Source organism: Polynucleobacter sp. 35-46-11, assembly GCF_002281105.1.
This window is the reverse complement of sequence record NZ_NCFJ01000164.1, coordinates 1-4,847: the sequence shown is the minus strand read 5'-3', so window position 1 is coordinate 4,847 and position 4,847 is coordinate 1. Positions and strand designations below refer to the sequence as shown.

General features: G+C 47.0%; 5 protein-coding genes. All 5 read right to left on the bottom strand.

Translation table 11 applies throughout. From position 1 onward, the window contains the following. Positions 1–417: ATP synthase subunit I (locus B7Y67_RS10885; protein WP_293598664.1), on the bottom strand; the 417-nt coding region annotated here is incomplete at its 3' end. Between the two features lie 33 nt (positions 418–450). After that, on the bottom strand, positions 451–1,341 hold the full coding sequence (locus B7Y67_RS10880) for a ParB/RepB/Spo0J family partition protein (RefSeq protein ID WP_215302325.1): 891 nt from the start codon (positions 1,339–1,341) through the stop codon (positions 451–453). A 24-nt stretch (positions 1,342–1,365) separates the two neighbouring features. Continuing rightward, entirely contained in the window at positions 1,366–2,136 is a 771-nt protein-coding gene (locus tag B7Y67_RS10875) for a ParA family protein (protein ID WP_293598663.1), read from the bottom strand. Positions 2,137–2,160: 24 nt separating this feature from the next. Then, a complete protein-coding gene (rsmG, locus tag B7Y67_RS10870) occupies positions 2,161–2,823 on the bottom strand; it encodes a 16S rRNA (guanine(527)-N(7))-methyltransferase RsmG (protein ID WP_293598662.1) in 663 nt (220 codons plus the stop codon). Next, positions 2,816–4,741 (bottom strand): tRNA uridine-5-carboxymethylaminomethyl(34) synthesis enzyme MnmG, encoded by a 1,926-nt coding sequence (gene mnmG / locus B7Y67_RS10865; protein WP_293598661.1) that lies wholly within the window; start codon positions 4,739–4,741, stop codon positions 2,816–2,818. Before mnmG ends, rsmG begins: the two co-directional genes overlap by 8 nt. Between the last annotated feature and the right edge of the window lie 106 nt (positions 4,742–4,847).

Below are 4,847 nucleotides of genomic sequence, written 5' to 3'. Positions count from 1 at the left end.
CAAATCAGGTTGCTTTAAGGCAAAGCCAATAAACAGGAGAATGGTTACTAGAATTTTTATAAATTCGCCAGAAACCACTGCTGCCAAATATCCGCCAGGGCCTGATTTTACATTTTTTTTTGCCGCCTCTAAGCGCACCAAAAATAATGCCGAGGGTAAAAACCCAATCAAACCACCTACCAAAGCCGAGCTAGTATAAACGCTTTTGTCAGCCTGGTTAGAAAAAACAAAGCAGGCAGAAGCAATTATTAGAGTTAGCACTACCTGACTTAAGACGATCCACCATGAATTCATTAACCTAAAGTTGAGCGGCTTTGCCTTACGCAATGCATCCATTTCCTCTTTACTCAGAGCTTTAAAGGAGTCATCGTCGATTTCATCCCATTGATGCCTAGGAATGGGCCGTTCTTTATTCACAAAATTCATTTCTCGAGGCGGAGTAAAAGGGCTTTAATCTGCCCTAATACCCAGTTTTTTTAATAAGGAATCTAACTCGTCAAATTGGCTAAAGCGGATTCTAAGCTCGCCACCCTTGCCTTTAAACTTGAATTCAGCATTTAAACCTATTAAATCGGCGATTTCTTGTGTTAAACGACGCATATCTGGGTCGTGCGTTGGCGCACCCCCCTCAGTCTTTGTTTTAGCTTTTTTGTCACCGATTTGGCCGCCGGCCAGCGCCAAGGCAGTAGACATTCTTTCGGCCTCACGAACAGAAAGGCCTTGAGCCGCAATTCTTTGCGCCAAAGCCACCTGACTTGCTCCTGGCAAAGGCAAAAGTGCACGAGCATGGCCCATATCAATGTCGCCCGCCAAAAGCATGGCTTGCACTGGTTTTGCCAGTTGGTTTAAGCGCAACAAGTTGGTTACAGCACTGCGTGATTTTCCCACCGCTTTTGCAGCTTGCTCATGCGTAAAACCAAACTCTTCAATCAGCCTTGCAAGTCCTTGGGACTCTTCTAGCGGATTCAAATCTTCGCGCTGCATATTCTCGACTAAGGCCATTGCTGCAGCAGCCTGATCATTGGCACCAGAAACTAAAACGGGCACCTCTTTTAAGCCCGCTAAAGTTGCGGCACGAAAGCGACGCTCACCCGCAATAATTTCGTATTTGCCAGGAGCAACCAAACGCACCAACAATGGCTGCATCACACCTTGCTCACGAATACTTTCAGCTAACTCTTGTAATGCCACCGCTTCCATTTTTTGACGCGGCTGATATTTACCCGCCTGCAATGCAGTCAACGGCAAACGATTAATTTCTGCTGTAGTTTCTTTCTGAGCCTTATCACCAAGCAGCGCTTCTAAGCCGCGACCCAAACCTTTTTTCTTTATTGCAACCATAATATTTTTTATTGTTCCTAGGTTTTACATTTGCTTAATGCGCTCAATCATCTCGGCACCAAAATCTAAATATGCTTTAGCGCCACGAGATGACCTATCAAACGCCACCCCAGGAAGCCCGTAGGACGGGGCTTCTGCCAGGCGAACGTTACGGGGAATGATGCTCTTAAATACCTTGTCGCCAAAGTGCTCAAGCAATTGATCGGAAACTTGTTGCTGCAATGTCATGCGCGCATCAAACATCACGCGCAACAAACCTATGATCACCAAATCAGGATTTAAGTTGGCGTGAACCTGCTTGATGGTGTTCACTAAATCTGACAATCCTTCTAGTGCAAAATATTCACACTGCATTGGCACGATCACACCATTCGCAGCACACAATCCATTGAGCGTTAATAAAGATAGTGCGGGAGGGCAGTCAATTAAAATAAAGTCATAATCATCTGCAACTAGAGCGAGCGCATCTTTCAATCTTTGTTCGCGAGAATCTAAATCCACCAACTCAATTTCTGCGCCAGCTAAATCACGATTGGCTGGCAACACATCATAGCCAGAGCTCTCGCAAGGTACTGCGGATTCTTTTACTGTTGATAGGCCAATTAAGACTTGATACACGGTGCTATTCAAGTCTGCTTTTTCAACTCCAGACCCCATCGTTGCATTACCTTGTGGATCTAAGTCCACCAACAAAACGCGCTGCTGATGCCCAGCCAAACCTGCGGCCAAATTAACTGCGGTGGTAGTCTTTCCAACCCCACCTTTTTGATTAGCAATACAAAATATTTTGGCCATAATTTTTCTTAAAAAGGTCGTGCTTTAAAGGTGTGATTTTCTCACGGGGGATAAAACCAACAATCGTCTTTCCACCGCTAAGTTTGGGATCTGCAAAGGCTCATCGGCAACTAATCGCCAATCATCCATGCAAACGTCTTGCAACTCTTCATCTGCCCGCTTGGCCTTCATTGCAAACACCAAGCCATTTGGCTTGAGAAGTGGGAGGGCAAGCTCCAAAAAATGAGCAAGATTGGTAAATGCCCTAGAAATCACTGCATCAAACTGTCCCGGCTGTGATTTCGCCACCATCTCAACGCGCTCACTCAAGACTTCAATATTCTTTAAACCCAACTTGCCGCGTACATGCTGCAAGAATGCTGTCTTTTTACGGATCGCCTCAATCAGGGTTACATGCCAACCTGACTGCAAAATCGCAATGGGTATGGCTGGCAACCCACCACCAGAGCCAAGATCTGCAATTTTGGGGTTTTCTTGGTCTAGAAATTGGCGCATGATCGGCAAAACTGTAATAGAATCAATGAGATGCAGACGAACAGAGTTTTTTTCACCCTCAATTGCAGTCAAATTGTGGACCTGATTCCAGCGACCCATTTCCTGCAAAAAGAGCTCCAAATCATCAATTTTGGCAGGACTGAGATTCAAGCCTAAATCCTCAATCCCCAAAGAAACTAAATCGTTACTCATGGGTTTCTTCTTGCGTCCTGCCTAAGCCCTTTTTCAGATGGACCAATAGCAAAGAAAGGGCTGCAGGTGTCACCCCAGAAATTCTTCCAGCCTGGCCAAGGGTTCCCGGCTTATGCAAATTGAGTTTTTGTTGTACCTCTTTCGATAAACCCAGAACCTGGGTGTAATCCAAAGACTCCGACAAAGGAAAGCTCTCGTTATGCTCTTGACGAGCAATTTCAACCGCCTGCCTATCTATATAGCCTTGATATTTAATGGAAATCTCAACCTGGTCTCTAATTTGTTGGGCCAAACCCAGGTCGTCGTCCAGTGTTCCTGGCGACCAAAGGCCTTCTGCCAAGCCCATAACCGCCTCATAAGTAATGCCAGGGCGCCTTAAAAGGTCGGCCAAACTACACTCGTGCGATAAATCTTGCCCCAAAAGCTCTGAAACGGCCTTGGCTGATACATGCTTTGGCCCAATCCAAATATCTTGCAAGCGAGTTGTTTCACGTGAAACAGCCTCTTGTTTTCTGCAAAACGTATTCCAACGGTAGTCGTCTACCAGACCAAGCTCTCGCCCAATGTTGGTTAAACGCAAATCAGCATTGTCTTCACGCAAGCTTAAGCGGTACTCGGCGCGGCTAGTAAACATACGGTATGGCTCTTGAACACCCAAAGTAATCAGGTCATCCACCAAAACGCCAATATAGGACTCACTTCGTTTGGGCAGCCAAGGCTCCTTGCCCTGTGCCGCCAAGCCAGCATTAATTCCAGCAAGCATGCCTTGAGCGGCAGCCTCCTCATAGCCCGTTGTGCCATTAATCTGGCCAGCAAAGTAGAGGCCAGCTATTGCCTTGGTCTCCAAACTATGGCGTAGATGACGTGGGTCAAAGAAATCGTATTCAATTGCATAACCAGGGCGCACAATGACGGCAGACTCCAGGCCACGAATGCTGCGCACCAAATTCCATTGAACATCAAATGGCAAGCTGGTAGAAATGCCGTTCGGGTAAAACTCATTCGTTGTTAGGCCCTCAGGCTCTAAAAAGATCTGGTGACTATTTCTGGAGGCAAAGCGGTGAATCTTGTCTTCAATAGAAGGGCAATAGCGCGGACCAACCCCCTCAATAACGCCGGTATACATTGGTGAACGATCCAGACCACCGCGAATAATGTCGTGTGTTTGCTCATTCGTATGAGAAATCCAGCAAGGGACTTGCCTTGGGTGCTGCTCTGGTCGACCCAGATAGGAGAAAACAGGTACAGGGTCTAAATCCCCCGGTTGCTCCAACATCACCGAGAAATCAATAGTTCGCCCATCAATCCGTGGCGGGGTGCCAGTCTTTAATCTTCCCTGAGGAAGCTTCAGCTCTTTTAATCTAGCCGACAATGAAACTGCTGCTGGGTCACCAGCACGGCCACCTGCATGATTATTTAAGCCAACGTGAATCTTGCCATCCAGAAAGGTGCCCGCGGTAAGCACCACTTTCTTGGCCATAAACTTCAGGCCCATTTGTGTAACTACACCCTGAACCTCATCACCCACAACCAGTAGATCATCTACGGCGGCCTGGAAAAGGGTCAGATTCTCTTGGTTTTCGAGGCGACGGCGGATCGCCGCCTTATATAAAATACGATCGCCCTGAGCACGAGTTGCACGAACAGCAGGGCCCTTGCTTGAATTGAGGATCCTAAACTGAATGCCAGCCTCATCGGTAGCGGCTGCCATAGCGCCGCCCATCGCATCAATCTCTTTAACTAGGTGACCCTTGCCGATACCACCAATTGAGGGGTTACAGCTCATAGCACCCAAACTCTCAATACTGTGTGTAATCAGGAGGGTGTCGCATCCCATGCGTGCAGCCGCGAGGGCAGCCTCGGTCCCGGCGTGACCACCACCAACCACAATGACATCGAAGTTCTTTGTATAACGCATGATTTGCCTCAGATAGGGCGATGATCATAGCATTTTGTGGGTTTCACGTGAAACAAATCTGTAAACAAATAACAATATCTATTGTGATTATTTTATAAGTCATTGA